Annotated in this window: 12 protein-coding genes; 9 read left to right on the forward strand and 3 right to left on the reverse strand. The window is 70.4% G+C overall.

Features of this window, described 5'->3' with window-relative positions; genetic code table 11:
* The first annotated feature begins 37 nt into the window (after nucleotides 1–37).
* The 5 genes from AC08OU_RS01395 (at nucleotide 38) to AC08OU_RS01415 (ending at nucleotide 9534) form a co-directional block, all read left to right on the forward strand.
* Nucleotides 38–481 carry an antibiotic biosynthesis monooxygenase gene (locus AC08OU_RS01395; RefSeq protein WP_476598580.1) on the forward strand — a complete coding sequence of 148 codons (444 nt, stop codon included), beginning with the start codon at nucleotides 38–40 and terminating at the stop codon, nucleotides 479–481.
* A 279-nt stretch (nucleotides 482–760) separates the two neighbouring features.
* Entirely contained in the window at nucleotides 761–3814 is a 3054-nt protein-coding gene (locus AC08OU_RS01400; RefSeq protein WP_476598578.1) for a glycine--tRNA ligase, read from the forward strand.
* A gap of 76 nt (nucleotides 3815–3890) precedes the next feature.
* The gene (gene ppdK / locus AC08OU_RS01405) at nucleotides 3891–6611 is read left to right on the forward strand and encodes a pyruvate, phosphate dikinase (RefSeq protein ID WP_476598576.1); all 2721 of its coding nucleotides are present in this window, start codon (nucleotides 3891–3893) and stop codon (nucleotides 6609–6611) included.
* 124 nt (nucleotides 6612–6735) lie between these two features.
* Nucleotides 6736–7422, forward strand: coding sequence for a YdcF family protein (locus tag AC08OU_RS01410; RefSeq protein WP_476598596.1), 687 nt, complete (start codon nucleotides 6736–6738; stop codon nucleotides 7420–7422).
* Between the two features lie 237 nt (nucleotides 7423–7659).
* Entirely contained in the window at nucleotides 7660–9534 is a 1875-nt protein-coding gene (locus tag AC08OU_RS01415; RefSeq protein ID WP_462202796.1) for a transketolase, read from the forward strand.
* Between the two features lie 251 nt (nucleotides 9535–9785).
* Here the strand turns inward: AC08OU_RS01415 and AC08OU_RS01420 are convergent, their stop codons facing one another.
* Nucleotides 9786–10325, reverse strand: a complete 540-nt coding sequence (locus AC08OU_RS01420) for a PH domain-containing protein (protein WP_462202797.1) — start codon at nucleotides 10323–10325, stop codon at nucleotides 9786–9788.
* Nucleotides 10326–10365: 40 nt separating this feature from the next.
* Nucleotides 10366–10521, reverse strand: coding sequence for a hypothetical protein (locus tag AC08OU_RS01425; RefSeq protein ID WP_462186682.1), 156 nt, complete (start codon nucleotides 10519–10521; stop codon nucleotides 10366–10368).
* Nucleotides 10522–10616: 95 nt separating this feature from the next.
* On the opposite strand from AC08OU_RS01425, the gene AC08OU_RS01430 reads away from it, so the two are divergent.
* From AC08OU_RS01430 to AC08OU_RS01440, 3 genes are all read left to right on the forward strand, one after another.
* On the forward strand, nucleotides 10617–11879 hold the full coding sequence (locus AC08OU_RS01430) for a deoxyguanosinetriphosphate triphosphohydrolase (protein WP_476598574.1): 1263 nt from the start codon (nucleotides 10617–10619) through the stop codon (nucleotides 11877–11879).
* A gap of 448 nt (nucleotides 11880–12327) precedes the next feature.
* The gene (dnaG, locus tag AC08OU_RS01435; RefSeq protein WP_476604098.1) at nucleotides 12328–14217 is read left to right on the forward strand and encodes a DNA primase; all 1890 of its coding nucleotides are present in this window, start codon (nucleotides 12328–12330) and stop codon (nucleotides 14215–14217) included.
* Nucleotides 14218–14257: 40 nt separating this feature from the next.
* On the forward strand, nucleotides 14258–15436 hold the full coding sequence (locus AC08OU_RS01440) for an RNA polymerase sigma factor (RefSeq protein ID WP_035730083.1): 1179 nt from the start codon (nucleotides 14258–14260) through the stop codon (nucleotides 15434–15436).
* 236 nt (nucleotides 15437–15672) lie between these two features.
* Here AC08OU_RS01440 and AC08OU_RS01445 read toward each other — a convergent pair whose 3' ends face one another.
* Nucleotides 15673–16881: a glycosyltransferase family 4 protein gene (locus tag AC08OU_RS01445; RefSeq protein WP_462186685.1), complete on the reverse strand. Its 1209-nt coding sequence runs from the start codon at nucleotides 16879–16881 to the stop codon at nucleotides 15673–15675.
* 120 nt (nucleotides 16882–17001) lie between these two features.
* Here AC08OU_RS01445 and AC08OU_RS01450 point away from each other — a divergent pair.
* A partial coding sequence (locus AC08OU_RS01450) for a class I SAM-dependent methyltransferase (protein WP_476604099.1) occupies nucleotides 17002–17358 on the forward strand: 357 nt, incomplete at its 3' end.

Below are 17358 nucleotides of genomic sequence, written 5' to 3' on the forward strand. Positions count from 1 at the left end.
CGGGCCCGACGTTCCGACTGGACCAGACGCTTCCACCGTGCCCGACTGGGCGGCGCCGACGGCCGGTGCTCCGGTCGTTGCCCAGATCGCCTTCGCCGTGCCCGGGGACGCCAGCCCGGGCGGGGCGGGGTTCGCCGCGGCGGCACGCCCGGCGCTCGACGCGCTCGCCCGGGCCCCGGGATTCCGTGGTGGGCGGATCGCCCAGGCGCTCGACGAACCCGGCTCGTGGCTGATGACCACCGAGTGGGACGGGCCGGGTGCGTGGCGTCGCGCGTTGTCCGCCTTCGAGGTGCGGTACGCGCTGACGCCGCTGCTCGTCTTCGCGGTCGACGGGCCCGGCACCTTCGAGGTGCTGGTGTCGGTGGACGGGCCGGGTGGCTCGGCGCGGACCCATCGGTCCGACCGTGCGCCGGACGCCGGCACCGCGGCCCCCGGCGAGCTGCCGCGCTCCGCCGGTGCGCCGGGCACCGGCCGGCCGTGACCAGCCGCGGGATTGCCGGTGGGTACCGGTAGCCTCGACTCAGCATCATGGAATCTACGATCTATGGGTTGTGGATCTATGATGTGCAGATCTATGGATCATGGATCATGGATCTGTGAATCATGGATTCGGAGTGTCGATGTCCCTTGGACAGTCCCCTCCCTGACCGCCTGACCGCTCTCTCCGGACACCGGTCGCCGGCGGGCCGGTGTCCCGTCCCCGGAACCGGGGTGTCCGCCCCACTCGTGACCGCGACAGCGAAATGCCGAGGCTCGCTCGATGTTGACCATGCAGGACGCGCTGCTGGCGCTGACCCGTTACTGGACCGACCGCGGCTGCATGATCGTGCAGCCGTTCAACACCGAGGTCGGCGCTGGTACGCTCAACCCAGCCACAGTGCTGCGGGTGCTCGGACCGGAGCCGTGGCGGGTCGCGTACGCCGAACCCTCGGTCCGTCCCGACGACTCCCGCTACGGCCACAACCCGAACCGGCTGCAGACCCACACCCAGTTCCAGGTCATCCTCAAACCGGACCCGGGCAACTCCCAGGAGCTCTACCTGGGCAGTCTCGCGGCGCTCGGCATCGACACCGCCGCCCACGACGTCCGGTTCGTCGAGGACAACTGGGCCTCGCCCGCGCTCGGTGCCTGGGGCCTGGGCTGGGAGATCTGGCTCGACGGCCTGGAGATCACCCAGTTCACCTACTTCCAGCAGGCCGGTGGCCAGACGCTCGACACCGTCAGCGTCGAGATCACCTATGGCGTGGAACGCATCCTCATGGCCCTGCAGGGCGTCCGCCACTTCAGCGAGATTGCTTACGCCCCCGGCATCTCCTACGGCGAGGTGTTCGGCCAGGCCGAGTACGAGATGTCCCGGTACTACCTCGACGACGCCGACATCGACACCGTGCGCCGGCTCTACGCCGACTATGCCGCCGAGGCCCGCCGGCTCATCGACGCCCGGCTGCCCGTCCCCGCGCACTCCTACGTGCTGAAGTGCTCGCACGCCTTCAACATCCTCGATTCCCGGGGCGCGGTCTCCACCACCGAGCGGGCCACCTCCTTCGCGCAGATGCGCGGACTGTCGCGGGAGGTCGCGGCGCTGTGGCGGGACCGCCGCGAGGAGCTTGGCCATCCCCTCGGGGTGGCCTCCCCGCCACCGGCCGCGGTGCCCGCCGCGGTGACCACCCAGATCGAGGCGCCGGCCACCCTGCTGTTCGAGATCGGGACGGAGGAGCTCCCGGCGGCCGAGGTGACCCGGACCATCGAGGCGGTGCGCGCCGGCCTCGTCGAGCGGCTAGCGGCCACCCGCCTCACGCACGGTGCGGTCCGGGTGCTGGGCACTCCCCGGCGCATCGTGGCGATTGTTGACGAGGTGGCGCCCCGGGAGCCGGACGTCGAGCGGGTCGTCCGCGGCCCGCGCGTTTCGGCCGCCTACGACGCCGCCGGCGCGCCGACGAAGGCCGCCGTCGGGTTCGCGCGTGGTCAGGGCGCGGATCCCGCCGGCCTCCAGGTCGTCACCCACCGCGGTGTCGAGCATGTCGCGCTCGTGCGCACCGAGGCTGGCCGGGACGCCGCCCGGGTGCTGGCCGGGGTGCTCGGTGAGCTGGTGGCGGGGCTGCGCGCGGAGCGCAATATGCGTTGGAACGATCCGGCCCTGTCGTTCAGCCGGCCGGTGCGCTGGCTGCTCGCCCTGCTCGGCGAGGCCGTGGTGCCGGTGGCGGTGTCGACGCTCGCGGCCGGTCGGACCACCCGCGGCCACCGGCGGGCCGGCTCCCCGCCGCTCGACGTGCCGAGCGCGTCCGGCTACCCCGAACTGCTCGCCGCCCGCTCGGTCCTGCTCGACCCGGTAGTTCGCCGCGAGCTCGTCGTCGAGGAGGCGGCCAAGCTCACCGCGGACTCCGGCGGTCACATCGACCTCGTCGCCGAGGCGGACGTGCTCACCGAGGTGGCGAACCTCGTCGAGTTCCCGCGCCCGATCCTCGGGTCCTTCGAGGAACGCTTTCTGGACCTGCCGGCGGAGATCCTCACCACCGTCATGCGCAAGCACCAGCGATACCTGCCGGTGCGTGACGCCGCCGGGCGGCTGCTGCCGTCGTTCGTCGCCGTCGCCGATGGCGAGGTCGACCAGGCGCTGGTCCGCGCCGGCAACGAGGAGGTCATCCGGGCCCGGTTCACCGACGCCGCGTTCTTCTACGACGCCGACGTCACGGTGCCGCCCGAGACGTTCCGGGCGGAGCTCGCGAAGCTGACGTTCGAGCAGCGGCTCGGCTCCGTCGCGGACCGGGCCGACCGCATCGCGGCGCTGGCGCGTGACCTCGCCGAGGAGATCGGCCTCGGTGAGGACGACCGGGCCACCCTGGACCGGGCGGCCGCGCTCGCCAAGTTCGATCTGGCCACCCAGATGGTCATCGAGCTGTCGAGCCTCGCCGGCACGATGGCGCGGGAGTATGCCCGCCGGGCCGGTGAGCCCGAGGCGGTCGCCGTCGCCCTCTTTGAGATGGAGCTGCCTCGCCGGGCCGGTGATCAGCTGCCCGCTACCGCCCCCGGTGGCCTGCTGGCCCTCGCCGACCGGCTCGATCTGCTTGTCGGGCTGTTCGCGCTCGACGCGGCTCCCACGGGGAGTTCGGATCCGTTCGGGTTGCGCCGGGCCGCGCTCGGGGTCGCCGCGATCCTGGGCAGCCGGCCCGAGCTCGCCGGCCTCACCGTCACCGGCGCGCTGGCCCGTGCTGCCCGGCTTACCCCGGTGCCGGTGCCCGCCGAGGCGCTCGAGGCCGCCGGGGCGTTCGTCCGTGGCCGCTACGTCCAGCAACTACTCGACGCCGGGGTGGACCACCGCTTGGTCGGCGCAGTCGGGCCGCTCACCGGCACGCCGGCCCGCGCGGCCGCCACCTTGGTGACACTGCGGCAGCTCGTCCAGGGGGAGTCCGCACCCGCCGCCGGCTTCGCCGCCCTGGCCGCCGCGTTGCAGCGGGTCCGCCGGATCGTGCCGGCCGGGACCCCGGCGGTGCTCGACGCGCAGCGCCTCACCGAACCCGCCGAGATCGACCTGCTGGAGGTCGTGACAGCCCTCGCCCAGCGGCTCGCGCCCTCCGGCGCCGATTCGGCTGTCACCGCGGAGACGCCGGCCGGAGTGATCTCCCTCGATGAGCTGGTCGCCGCAGCCGGAGACCTGCCGGCCGCCGTCGACGCGTTCTTCGACGCGGTGATGGTGATGGCCGACGACCCGGCGGTGCGGGCGGCGCGGCTCGGTCTGCTGGCCTGGATCCGGGACCTGACGGCCGGAGCTCTCGACTGGGAGGCTCTCGGCTCGCTGCCCGCTTCCGGTTACTGATCATGGGCATTCTGGCTGCGCATACCGTTACCACGGGTTAGCGTCTGGGTATCACTCCGGGGCGGAAGGGACGACCATGGCGCGCTACGTGTATGGCTTCCACCAGGGCAACAAGGATATGAAGGATCTTCTCGGCGGTAAGGGCGCGAACCTCGCCGAGATGACGAATCTCGGCCTGCCCGTCCCGCCCGGGTTCACCATCAGCACCCAGGCGTGCCGGGAGTACCTTGCCGGCGGCGAACCGGTCGGGCTACGGGTGGAGATCGATCATCATCTTGCCGTTCTGGAGACCGCCCGGGGACGGCGGCTCGGCCAGGCCGACGATCCGCTGCTGGTGTCGGTGCGTTCCGGCGCGAAGTTCTCCATGCCCGGGATGATGGACACCATCCTGAACATCGGCCTGACCGACCAGGCCGTCTTGGGCCTGGCCGAGCAGTCGGGTTCGCCGCGGTTCGCCTGGGACTCCTACCGCCGGCTGCTGGCCATGTTCGGCCGGACCGTCCTCGGCGTCGGCGAGCCGTCGTTCGACGCGGCTCTCGAGGCGGCGAAGCGGGCCAAGGGCACCAGCAGCGACCTCGACCTCGACGAGAACGACCTGCGGGCGCTCGTCGCGACCTACCAGCGGATCGTGCTCGAGCGCACCGGCCGTCCCTTCCCCCAGGATCCCCGCGAGCAGCTGGATCTCGCGATCCGAGCGGTGTTCGACTCCTGGAACGGGCCGCGGGCCCGGCTGTACCGCCGTACCGAGCGCATTCCGGACGATCTCGGGACGGCAGTGAGCGTCGTCGCGATGGTGTTCGGCAACCTTGGAACGGACTCGGGCACCGGGGTGGCCTTCACCCGGGACCCGGGCAACGGGGAACCCGGCGTGTACGGAGACTATCTGCCCAATGCCCAGGGCGAGGATGTGGTGGCCGGGATCCGTAACCCGGTTCCCCTCGCCGAGCTGGAGCGGATCGACCCGGCATCCTTCACCGAACTGCGCGAGATCATGACGCGCTTGGAGAAGCACTACCGGGACCTGTGCGACATCGAGTTCACGATCGAACATGGCAGGTTGTGGATCCTGCAGACCCGCGTCGGCAAACGCACTGCCGCGGCGGCCTTCCGGATCGCCGCCACGCTCGCCGAATGCGGTGTCATCGACGATGACGAGGCGCTGTGCCGGGTGAGCGGCGACCAGCTCGCCACCCTGATGTTCCCGCGCTTCGACGACACGGCCCGCCCCGCCCCGATCGCGACGGGAGTGAACGCCGCGCCCGGGGCTGCGGTGGGGGAGGCCGTCTTCGACGCCGCCGAGGCGGTGCGGGTGGCGGCCGAGGGCCGACCGGTCATCCTCGTCCGCCGCGAGACGAACCCCGACGACCTCGCGGGCATGCTCGCGGCGCGCGGAACCCTGACCTCCCGGGGCGGCCGGACGTCGCATGCCGCCGTCGTCGCCAGAGGATTGGGCCGGACCTGCGTGTGCGGGGCCGAGGAGATCGAGGTCGATCCCGCCGGTCGCCGCCTCACCACTGGGCGGGGTGTGGTCGTGCGGGAGGGGGACATCCTCTCCATCGACGGGACCACCGGCGCGGTATACCCCGGTCCCGTACCGCTCGTCCCGTCACCGGTCGTCGAGTACTTCGAGGCCGGCCATCCCGACCATGCCGGCCATTCCGGCCGCCTCGACCATCCCCGGCCGGGCGGGGACCTGGTCGCCGCCGTGGATCGGCTGATGCGGCACGCCGACCGGTCCCGCCGGCTGCGGGTCCGCGCGAATGCCGACACCGGGCCGGACGCCGCGCGGGCCCGCCGGTTCGGCGCCGCGGGTATCGGGCTGTGCCGCACCGAGCACATGTTCCTCGGGGACCGTCGTGCCCTGGTCGAGCAGATGATCCTCGCGGGAACGCCGGCCGAGCGGACCGAGGCGCTCAGCCGGCTGCTTCCCCCGCAACGGGAGGATTTCGTCGAGATCTTCACCGCGATGGACGGTCTGCCCGTCACGGTCCGGCTGCTCGATCCGCCGTTGCACGAGTTCCTCCCGGACCTCACCGAGCTGTCCGTGTCGATCGCCGCCGCGGACGCCGCCGGAAGCCCGGTCGACGACGCCGACCGGGCGAGGCTGGCGGTCCTGCGGGGCATGCACGAGACCAACCCGATGCTGGGTCGCCGCGGCGTCCGACTCGCTCTCACCGTCCCGGGGCTGGTGGAACTGCAGGCGCGGGCGATCGCCGAGGCGCTGGTGCGCTGCCGCCGCGTGGGCGGTGATCCCCGTCCCGAGATCATGATTCCGTTCATCTCCACCGCGGCGGAGCTGGATGCCGTCCGGGACCGGGTGCGCGGGGTACTAGCCGAGGTCGGCGCCGAGAGCGGCTTGGAGATCGACCTGCCGATCGGCACGATGATCGAGGTTCCGCGGGCGGCGCTCACCGCGGACCAGATCGCCCGCCGCGCCGAGTTCTTCTCGTTCGGCACCAACGACCTCACCCAGCTGCTCTGGGGTTTCTCCCGGGATGACGTCGAGGCATCGTTGCTGCCGCGCTATCTCGACCTTGGCATCCTGGCCGGGTCGCCGTTCGCGTCGGTGGACCGCGACGGGGTGGGCGCCCTGATGAGGACGGCGGTCCGGGCCGGGCGGGGCGCCCGGCCCGATCTCGGCCTCGGCGTCTGTGGCGAGCACGGCGGCGATCCCGATTCCGTGCACTTCTTCGCCGAACTCGAGCTCGACTACGTTTCCTGTTCGCCGTTCCGGGTGCCGGTGGCCCGGCTGGAGGCCGGGCGTGCCGCGGTTCTCGGCCGGTCGGCGGTCGGGTGAGTTTCCGCCCGGCCCGTTCCCTGCCCTTTCCGGGCTGGAATCCCGATCGGGGTTGGGCGGATGAACGGGGCAGTTGCCCTATGATGTCGGTCGTGTGCCCATAGGGACGCTACTGTTCGTTCGCGTGGGCCTGTCCCGTCCTCGTCTCATCGTCAACCCGTTTCGCGCGACCTGGCACCGCGTGCCATGGTGGCGTTGGATGATGCGGGCGGTGGCGGCTGTCCTCCTCGGCATCATGGTTCTCGCCGTGGTGACGTTTCTGCAGGTCTGGTGGGTGGGCAGGGAGGATCATCGGCCCCGGTCCGACGTCCTCGTGGTGCTCGGTGCCTCGCAGTACGACGGGCGTCCCTCGGCGGTCCTCGCCGCTCGTCTCGACCACGTGCTGGAGCTCTACCGGGAGGGAGCCGCCCCTCAGGTGATCACGGTCGGTGGGAAGCAGCCGGGCGACCGTTACACCGAGGGCGAGGCCAGCGCGACCTATCTGCGGCAGCGGGGTATCCCCCCGAGCCGGGTGCTCGTCCTCCCCGAGGGTTCGAACACGCTCGGGTCGCTGACCGCCGTAGCCGGGTTGATGAACTCGCGGCACTGGCACACCGCCGTGCTGGTCACCGCTCCCTGGCACAGCCTGCGTTCCCGGACGATGGCCCGTGACCTCGGTGTCGACGCCGTCACCTCCCCGGCCGACCGGGGGCCGGCCGTCCACGGCTTCGGCACGCAGGTCCGGTACATCATCCGTGAGGGGATTGGTTACCGGTGGTATCAGCTCTTCCGCCAGGCATCACCACCTTCGGTGACCACCCGGGCCGTCTGACACCGGGTCGACGCTCGTCAGCAGCAGCGGATACGAACCCGTGACGCCTCTGACATATCAAGGCCCGCTTCGGCCCTCTTTGCCGTCGGCCGCCGCTGATACGGTTCGGATCGCCGGGTGAGGGGGTAGTGCGACACGTGGTAGTGAGGCAAAGCGGCGGAGTCGGCTGCCCGAGGCGCGAGAGAACCCTCCGGAGATTACCTTCCGGGTGTGGAACGACACTGTAAGGAGACTGGTGTGGCAACTCCCGTATCCGAGAGCACGGTCGGGACGGCCGACCTGGAGACGGTTCGGGAACTCGCGCAGCAGCTGCGGGTCGACTCGGTGCGCAGCAGCACCTCGGCGGGTTCCGGGCATCCCACCTCGTCGATGTCGGCCGCGGACGTGCTGGCGGTTCTCGTCGCGCGCCACCTTCGATACGACTGGGACAACCCGGTGGACCCGGCGAACGATCATCTGATCTTTTCGAAGGGGCACGCCTCCCCGCTGATCTACTCCATCTTCAAGGCGGTCGGGGTCGTCGGTGACGACGAGTTGATCAATGGTTACCGCCGTTTCGGCGAGCGGCTCCAGGGCCACCCGACGCCTGTCCTGCCGTGGGTCGACGTCGCGACCGGGTCGCTCGGGCAGGGCCTGCCCGACGGCGTGGGCGTCGCGCTCGCCGGTAAGTACCTGGACAAGGTGCCCTACCGAGTCTGGGTGATCTGCGGTGACAGCGAGATGGCGGAGGGCTCGGTCTGGGAGGCACTGGACAAGGCCTCCTACTACAACCTCTCCAACCTCATCGCGATCGTCGACGTCAACCGGCTCGGCCAGCGCGGCCCGACCGAGCTCGGCTGGGACCTCGACACCTACGCCAAGCGGGTGGAGTCCTTCGGCGCCCGCGCGGTCGTCGTCGACGGCCACGACATCGCCGCGATCGACGCGGTGCTCGCCGACGCCGAGGACGTCACCCGGCCGACCGTCATCCTCGCCCGCACCCGCAAGGGCGAGGGCTTCTCCGAGGCCGCGGACGTCGAGGGCTGGCACGGCAAGCCGTTTCCCGCCGACATGGCCGACCGCGCCATCGCCGAGCTCGGCGGCCTGCGTGACCTGCGGGTTCGCGGTCCGGTGCCGCCCGCGGACCTTCCCCGACCGGCGCCGGTCGAGCGGCCCGCCATCACGCTGCCCACCTACGATCTCGGCGCCAAGGTGGCGACTCGGCGCGCCTACGGCCAGGCGCTCGCCGCGCTCGGAGCCCGCACCGACGTGGTGGCGCTCGACGCGGAGGTCAGCAACTCGACCTACTCCGAGGACTTCGCCAAGATCTATCCGGACCGCTTCTTCGAGATCTTCATCGCCGAGCAGCAGCTCGTCGCGGCGGCGGTCGGGCTGTCGGTGCGTGGCTACGTGCCCTTCGCCTCCACGTTCGCGGCGTTCTTCTCCCGGGCCTACGACTTCATCCGGATGGCGGCGATCTCCCAGGCCGACATCCGGCTGTCCGGCAGCCACGCGGGAGTCGAGATCGGCGCCGACGGGCCGTCGCAGATGGCGCTCGAGGACCTCGCCATGATGCGGGCGGTCGGCGGCTCGACGGTGCTCTACCCGAGCGACGCGACGTCCGCCGCGAAGCTCGTCGAGGCGATGACGGATCTGCCCGGGGTCAGCTACCTGCGCACCACCCGTGGCGCCTACCCCGTGCTCTATGGCCCGGACGAGCCGTTTGCCCCCGGTGGTTCCAAGGTGCTCCGCCGATCGGACGCCGACACCGTCACGCTCATCGGTGCCGGTGTCACCCTGCACGAGTCGCTGGCCGCGGCGGGCACGCTCGCGGCCGAGGGGATCGCGGCCCGCGTGGTCGACCTGTATTCCGTGAAGCCGGTCGACGCGGCGACGCTCGCCGACGCCGCCCGGGCCACCGGCGGGCGCATCGTCGTCACCGAGGATCACTACCCGGAGGGCGGACTGGCCAGCGCGGTGCTGGAATCGCTCAGCGACGGCAGCGTGCCGCTGTCGGTCCGTCATCTTGCGGTGCGGTCGCTGCCGGGTTCCGGGGCGTCGCAGGAGCTCTTGGACGCGGCCGGCATCTCCGCGAAGCACATCGTCGAGGCTGCCCGCGGCCTGCTGCGCTGACCCGTCCAGGGCCAGCGGCCGGCCGGCGGGCGGGGGAAGGCACAAGGCTGACATCCGGCGGGACCGGGGGAGATCCCCCGGTCCCGCCTTCGTCGTTGTCGCATGCCTGACCAGGCGTGAGCATGAGCAGGAACCAGGCGTGAGCATGAGCAGGATCGGTGGGGACGTCCGGCGACGGGTACCTCGCACCCGGTCAGGGCACCCGGTCAGGCCTGCGCCAACCCGTCGGGCCCGGTCCCGCGGGCCGTCCCTCAGTCGTCTCCGGCTGGGGCGGGTGCTCCACCGAAGGTCATGTCGACCAGGGTGAGGTAGAGCCGGTCCGGGCGCGGCAGAAACTTGATCTTGGAAAGTGCCTGGTCCTGGCCGGCGGACTCCACGACGAACTCGCCGTACCCGAGCAACCGGCCAAGCGGGTCCCGGTTGTACGTGAGATCCGTGATCTTGGACAGTGGCATCGTCTGGACCTTGCGGAAGAAGATCCCGGACACCTTCAGTAGTCGCTTGTCAGTGATCATAAGGTGCTCGAACTGCCAATCGACGACCCCCCACAGCATCCTCAAGATCATGAAGAGGGCGAAGTACCACAGCAGCGTGGTGATGATGCCGGCGTCAACGTCCTGCGAGGCGAGCAGGATGTTCGCCACGAGCGCGAGCAGTACGGCCCCGATGGTCTGCAGGAAGACAGGTAGCAGGACCGCCCAGTGTGACCGCACCATCATCACCAGGCGTTCCTGGGACGCGAGGTACTTGGTGTCGCGCTGAGCCGGGTCCGGAAGCTGGAGTCTCACCACGCCCGCAGTGTCCCAGACATCAAGAGTGGCCGGGTAGCCATTACAGAGCGGTATCGGTTACGAACTGGGACACCCCGTTACCGATGGACTGCAGCCAGTCGAAGACGCGGTCGATGATACTGGCCGCGCTGTTGGGCGCGGTCACCACGAAGAAGATGAGGAACGCGATCGCCCCATATCTAATGATCTTGTCCACGGCGGGCCTCCGGGCCGATTCGGGGAAGGGTGCGCACAAAGTATCGCCGCTGAGCTCGACGGAGGTCGCGGAATCGCGCCGATACTCTCAAGCTCGTGGTCAGTGAGTGGTATGACACCTTGGACGCGGCCCGTCGGGTCGTGGAACGCCCGAAGGCCACACCGGCCCAGCGCCGTCCCTTCGCCCGGGACCGAGCCCGGGTGCTGCACTCCAGCGCGCTGCGCAGGCTGGCGGGAAAAACCCAGGTCGTGGGCCCGCTCGACGACGACTTCCCGCGTACCCGGCTGACCCACTCCCTGGAGACCGCCCAGGTGGGCCGGGAGCTCGCCGAGGAGCTGGGAGCGGACCCCGACCTGGTCGAGGCGGCGTGCCTCGCACATGATCTGGGTCATCCCCCTTTCGGGCATAACGGCGAGCTGGCGCTTGACGAGGCCGCAGCCGCCTGCGGTGGCTTCGAGGGCAACGCCCAGAGCCTGCGCGAGCTGACCAGGCTCGAAGTCAAGATCGTCGACCGTGGCGGTCGCAGCGCGGGCCTAAACCTTACCCGGGCGACCCTGGACGCAGCGACGAAGTACCCGTGGCCGCGCCGCCCTGGGCCCCGGGCGGACAGCGCGAAGTTCGGCGCCTACGCCGACGACCTGTCCGTGCTCCGCTGGGTCCGGGAGGGCGCACCGGCCGGCCGGCGCTGTATCGAGACGCAGATCATGGACTGGGCGGACGACGTGGCCTATTCGGTGCACGACCTCGAGGACGGGGTCGTCGCCGGACACATCGATCTAGCCGCCCTCGACGATTCCGGCCGCCGGGCGGAGCTCGCCGCCGCGACCGCCGTCCGCTACCCGGGGCCGTCCGCCGAGGCGGTGGCGGCCGCCCTGGGCACCCTGCGGTGCCAGCCCTGGTGGGTCCGCTCCGAGATCACCTCGGCCCGGGGCCAGGCCGCCCTGCGGGCGATGACCAGCGAGCTCATCGCCCGGTTCGCGCACAGCGCGGTCCGTGCCACCCGGGTGTGCCATCCCGACGGTCCGCTGCGGCGCTATGGCGCGGATCTGGTGGTGGATCCGGACACCGTGGCCGAGTGCACGGCGCTCAAGGGGGTCACCGCCTGGTATGTGATGGAGCGGCCGGGTGCCCGCGTCCGGCAGTCCCGGCAGCGGGAGGTGGTCGCGGAGCTCGTGGCGATGCTCTCCCGGGGCGCGCCGGACGTGCTCGAGCCGTCGTTGCGCGCGGCCTACCGCATGGCCGCCGACGATGCGGCACGGCTACGGGCCGTCATCGACCAGGTGGCGCGTCTGACCGACGCCAGCGCCGAGCGGCGGCATGCGCTGCTGTGTGGACGACCGGCGCCGTGGGTCCTGTGAGCCACGAGTCCGGTGTGCGGGGGTCCGGTGCGTGCCGGATCCGTGTGTGGTGGGTCCGGTGGGCGTCCGCCGCTGGCCCGATGGCCCGACGGTGTTTCGGGTGTTCCCCCGTTCGGGGGGACACCCGCTCCCTCGGATGGGGGAGTGAGCCGGTGCGCGGCCCGCGGCCCGACGTCGCAGCTCGGCACGCACGTCACGGCCACTGTCCCCAACATTCACGTGGCATGATCGGTACTGTCGTGCTTACGACACGTACCATCGCAGCGGTAGGACCGATGTGAGGGCGCCGCGTCACTCGTCGACAGGGCGGGTGGGCCGGCGGGTGATGTTCCTAGCATCGATCCGGCGGGAATGGACGTGGCAAACATATTGACGGGCGCTCTGCCCCGGGCGAGCTACCTCTCGTTCGGGTACCCGCAGAGTCTCAACGCGGACTTGGGAGGGACGGGTGGGGGGACGAATCCGTGACGCCGACGTCGCCCTGGTCCGGGATCGCTCGCCGATTGCGGACGTCGTGGCCGAGCACGTACAGCTGCGTCCGGCGGGGCGTAACGAGCTCGTCGGGCTGTGCCCGTTCCATGACGAGAAGTCACCCTCCTTCTACGTCAATGCGGCAACCGGCCTGTTCCACTGTTTCGGATGCCAGCAGGGTGGCGACGTCTACTCCTTCGTGCGGGAGATCGACGGGCTGACCTTCCGGGAGGCGGCGGAACGCCTGGCGCGTCGGGCCGGGGTGACGCTGGCCTACGAGGGCGGTGGAACCACCGGCCGTACGGTGTCCAGCCAGCGGCAGCGGCTGCTGGAGGCGCACCGGGTGGCCGCCGAGTTTTACGCCGAGCAGCTAGGGTCGCAGGCCTCCGCGCGCGCCGGCTGGGACTTCCTCGCCGCGCGGGGATTCGATCTTACCGTGGCGGCGCGCTTCGAGGTCGGCTACGCCCCGACCGGCTGGGACACCCTCACCCGGCATCTGCTCGCCCGGCGCTTCACCGGCGAGGAGCTGGTGCTCGGGGGGCTGGCCAAACAGGGCGCCCGCGGGGGCCTGATCGACCGTTTCCATCATCGGCTGATGTGGCCGATCAAGGATCTCGCCGGTGAGGTGGTCGGCTTCGGTGGGCGACGCCTCGCCGAGGAGGACGCCTCGAACGCCGGGCCGAAGTACCTCAACACGCCGGACACGCCGTTGTTCAAGAAGGCGAACCTGCTCTACGGCGCCGACCTCGCCCGCCGTGACATCGCCCGGCGGTACCAGGTCGTGGTGGTCGAAGGTTATACCGACGTCATGGCCTGCCATCTCGCCGGGGTCACCACGGCCGTGGCGACCTGTGGCACCGCCTTCGGCTCCGAGCACGTCGCGGTGGTCCGCCGGCTGCTCATGGACTCCGACGAGCGTCGCGGTGAGGTGATTTTCACGTTCGACGGCGACGCGGCCGGGCAGAAGGCGGCGCTACGCGCCTTCGAGCACGAGGAGCGTTTCGCCACCCAGACCTTCGTGGCGGTGGAATCCTCCGGCCGCGACCCCTGCGAGCTGTGGATGAGCGGTGGCGACGGCGCCGTGCGGGATCTGGTCGCCAGCCGGGTGCCGCTGGTCGAGTTCGCAATCCGCGGGGTGCTCGACCGCTACGACCTCAACACCACCGAGGGCCGGCTCGCCGCCTTGGACGCCGCCGCGCCGCTGGTCAACCGGCTCAAGGACGCCGCGTTGCGGCACCGGTACGCGGTGAACCTGGACCGCTGGCTGGGTTTTCTCGACGAGCGGTTCGTGGTGGGCCGGGTGGCCGAGCACCGGTCGCGGCAGGGGGGCGAGCGGGCTGGCGCCCGTTCCGCGCCGATGCGCCGGCACGGGGCGGGGGCCGATGACGCGGCGGTCATCGTGGAGCGTGAGGCGCTCAAGCTGGCCGTTCAGTATCCCGGGCTTGCGGGCCCGATGTTCGACACGCTGGCTTCGGAGATGTTCACTGTTCCCGCGCACCGTGCCGTCCATGACCTCATCGCCGAGGCCGGTGGGGTGTGCGCGGGGCTGGCGAGGTCCGGTGAGGTCACCACCTGGGTGACCGAGCTGACCGCGGCGGCTCCGGAGGAGGAGCTGCGACGCTTCGTTACTGCCCTCGCAGTGGAGAGGGTGCTGTGCGACCACGATGTGGATGATCGTTATGTCGACGAACAGATGTCGCGGGTACAGGAGTTGCATGTGACCCGTCGGATCACGGACCTGAAGTCGCGTGTGCAGCGGCTCAACGGGGTGACCGACGCCGAGGCCCTCCGCCGTGCATTCGGCGAGCTGATTGCTTTGGAGCAGCACAAGCATCAACTCCGGGAGCGGGGCGTAGGTGCCGCGTAACCTGGGTCGATCCCGAGAAGGAAGTGACGAGATTCCGCCCATGAGTCCTACCGTCCTACCCCGCGAAGCCCAGGTGGACGAGGTCAAGGACCTCATCACCCGGGGCAAGGAGATCGGGTTCCTCACCACCGAGGATGTCACGGTCGCCATCCAGGCCGCGGAGCTGCCCCCGGAGCAGGCCGAGACGGTGCTGCAGGTGCTGAACGACGAGGGCATCGAGGTACTCGAGGCGGGAGGTGAGAGCCCCGACGAGGCGGATCTGCTGGCCCGCCGTCGCCGCGAGGAGGAGGAGCTCGCCCTCAAGGCGCCGACTTCCGACCCGGTGCGCATGTACCTCAAGGAGATCGGCAAGGTCCCCCTGCTCACCGCCGAGGAGGAGGTCGATCTCGCCAAGCGGATCGAGGCGGGGCTGTTCGCCTCCGAGAAGCTGGCGGTGGCCACCAAGAAAACTTCCCCGCAGATGCGGCGGGACCTCGAGGCCATCGAACGCGACGGGCAGATCGCCAAGCGCAAGCTGGTTGAGGCGAACCTGCGTCTCGTCGTCTCGATCGCCAAGCGGTACGTCGGGCGCGGCATGCTGTTCCTGGACCTCATCCAGGAGGGCAACCTCGGCCTGATCCGGGCGGTCGAGAAGTTCGACTACACCAAGGGCTACAAGTTCTCGACCTATGCCACCTGGTGGATCCGGCAGGCGATCACGCGGGCCATCGCCGACCAGGCACGCACCATCCGCATCCCGGTGCACATGGTCGAGACCATCAACAAGCTGATCCGCATCCAGCGGCAGCTCCTGCAGGACCTCGGCCGGGAGCCGAGTCCGGAGGAGATCGCCAAGGAGATGGATCTCACTCCGGACAAGGTGCGTGAGATCCTCAAGGTCTCACAGGAGCCGGTGTCGCTGGAGACCCCCATCGGTGAGGAGGAGGACTCCCACCTCGGGGACTTCATCGAGGACTGCGACGCCGTCGTCCCGGTAGACGCGGCTAGCTTCATCCTGCTTCAGGAGCAGCTCGACTCGGTCCTGCACACCCTGTCCGACCGGGAGAAGAAGGTCATCCAGCTGCGCTTCGGGCTCACTGACGGGCACCCGCGTACGTTGGAGGAGGTCGGGCGCGAGTTTGGGGTCACCCGGGAGCGCATCCGCCAGATCGAGTCGAAGACGCTGTCCAAGCTTCGGCATCCCTCCCGGTCGCAGAAGCTGCGCGACTACCTGGAGTAGGAGCGGCCGGCAACCATTTCCGGCTGTTTACTGCCGATAGTGTTATGGTTACCTCTGGTCGATGTTTGATATTCGTATCGGGTTCGGTATCGGGGTTTACTGACCTGTGTGTCGCGTCGCGTGAGGATCAGTCCGATCCGTTCGATGCATTTTTCATGATCAGGCGGGTTCCTCGATGACCGTCCGGATCATTCAGGCCCGGGATGGACGCTCTCGTCGTGATCCGGATCCGGGAGTCACGCCGATCCGGTGGGAGTATTGACCCGTGTCGCCCCCCGCCGGGTTCCGGCACCCGTGGGCTGGACCGGGATGTCCCGGCCCTCGCTGCTCGGTAGCCGTCCGGTCAGGGCGGTGAAAACCGTGCGGAGGTAGTCGTCGGGCCGGGTGGCGGCCTCGGCCCACTCCGCGGCGCGCCGGCCGACGCGGGCCAGTCGCGCTCGGTCGGCGAGCATGCCGTGCAGGACGTCCGCCAGCGCCTGCGCCGACTCGTCCATCGGCGTCTGCCCGGTCACGCCGTCCTGGTAGGCGTCGTGGCTACCGCCTGAGGCGGGTCCGATCACCGCGCACCCGGCGAGCTGCGCCTCGAGCAGCACGATGCCGTAACCCTCGCCGCTGATCCGTGGCCCGCGCGAGCGGGTGCGGGTGCACAGCGCGAACAGGTCGGCGGTGGCGTAGAGACGTGCCAACGCGTCGTCGGCCGGGGACTCGTGCAGCTCGGTGTCGGGGTGCGCGGACACCAGCTCGTGCAGGGCCCCGGGTGCCGGGCCCTGCCCGGCGAACACCAGCCGGACCGGGCCGAGAGTGGCCCGGACGGACTCCACGGCCTCCAGCAGGACCCCCGCACCCTTGCCCACCCAGTCACTGAGCCGGAACACGCTCAGCATGGTCGGTACGGGGGACAACGGCCGGCGGCGGCTCGCCTCGGCCAGCAGGGTCGCCCGCCACGTCGGTGAGATGCCCGGCCGGAGGATGGGCGCCAGCCCCAGCGTCGACAGCGCGCCGGCGCTGTAGGAACTGATCGTGACCGGGCGCAGGAGCGGGTCGGCGCGCAGGATCGCGCGGTCGGTGCGGCGCATGCCCCAGATGTCGGTGCCGTAGAGCAGCACTGGGCCGAGGCGGGCCCGGGACAGTCGGACGGCTGCCGCCGCGACGGGGATGAGGTTGGCGTGCCCGGCGACCACACTGTCGGCCTGGCCGAAGCGGCGCGCCGCAGCGAGCGCGCGCGACGCGAAGCGCGCCCTGATCGCCGGGGTCAGCTCGACGCCTGGCTCCAGCATGTCGACCCGCAGGAGATCGGCCCCACCGGCCCGCAGTGTCTCCTCGACCGTCGAAAGATAACGCTCGATCCCACCACCGAGGCCGCGGGAACTGCTCAGCAGCAGAACCCGGGCAGGTCGATCGGTGAGGGAGGCGGTCGGGGCGGTGGATCGGCGCGAGATCTGCACGGAGAGTGATTTTAATGTTTCTCCAGGTGGTAGTCCTGTGTTGTGGAGCGTGTCATAGTAACGTTTCGAGTTCTCTTGACTGCCTGTAGCTTCTCCGATGATGGCGACAAGGGGTCGTGTATGGAAGCCGATCTGCGGTACCGCAACGGTGGTAACCCGCCTCTCCTCGATCTGATCGACATACCGGCGGGTAAGGCGCTGGACTGTGGGTGCGGAGCCGGGGACAACGCGCGGCTGCTGAGGGCCCGGGGCTGGCGGGTGACGGGGGTGACGATTGATCCGTCCGAGCGGGCCGCCGCCGCGGCCGAGTGCGACCACGTCGAACTTGCCGATCTGAGCGCCGGGCTGCCCTTCGTCCCCGACGGGAGTCACCAGCTCGTGCTGCTTTCCCACATCCTCGAGCACCTGGCGGATCCGGTGCCGTTGCTCGTCGAGGCCCGGCGGGCGCTGGCACCCGGCGGCCGGGTCCTGGTAGCG

Source organism: Frankia sp. CcMO1, assembly GCF_977945845.1.

Coding starts and splice junctions, on each gene's coding strand:
- AC08OU_RS01400 (WP_476598578.1), top strand. CDS start 761: ATGTTGACCATGCAGGACGCGCTGCTGGCGCTGACCCGTTACTGGACC.
- ppdK (WP_476598576.1), top strand. CDS start 3,891: ATGGCGCGCTACGTGTATGGCTTCCACCAGGGCAACAAGGATATGAAG.
- AC08OU_RS01440 (WP_035730083.1), top strand. CDS start 14,258: ATGAGTCCTACCGTCCTACCCCGCGAAGCCCAGGTGGACGAGGTCAAG.